1 protein-coding gene is annotated in these 210 nt (G+C 40.5%); it reads left to right on the top strand.

Features of this window, described 5'->3' with window-relative positions; genetic code table 11:
- A partial coding sequence (locus HMPREF2933_RS09725; RefSeq protein ID WP_148131521.1) for a transposase occupies positions 1 to 210 on the top strand: 210 nt, incomplete at both ends.

Below are 210 nucleotides of genomic sequence, written 5' to 3' on the forward strand. Positions count from 1 at the left end.
TTTTCCTTGTGCTAAAATCGTTCTAGATCGCTTTCACATTGTCCAACATCTCAGCCGTGCTATGAGCCGTATTCGTGTTCAAATCATGAATCAGTTTGAGCGAAAATCCCATGAATACAAGACCATCAAACGCTACTGGAAGCTTATACAGCAGAATAGTCGTAAACTGAGCGATAAGCAATTTTATCGCCCTACTTTTCGTATGCATCT

This window comes from Streptococcus sp. HMSC066F10 (genome assembly GCF_001813805.1).
Lineage (GTDB): Bacteria > Bacillota > Bacilli > Lactobacillales > Streptococcaceae > Streptococcus > Streptococcus vaginalis.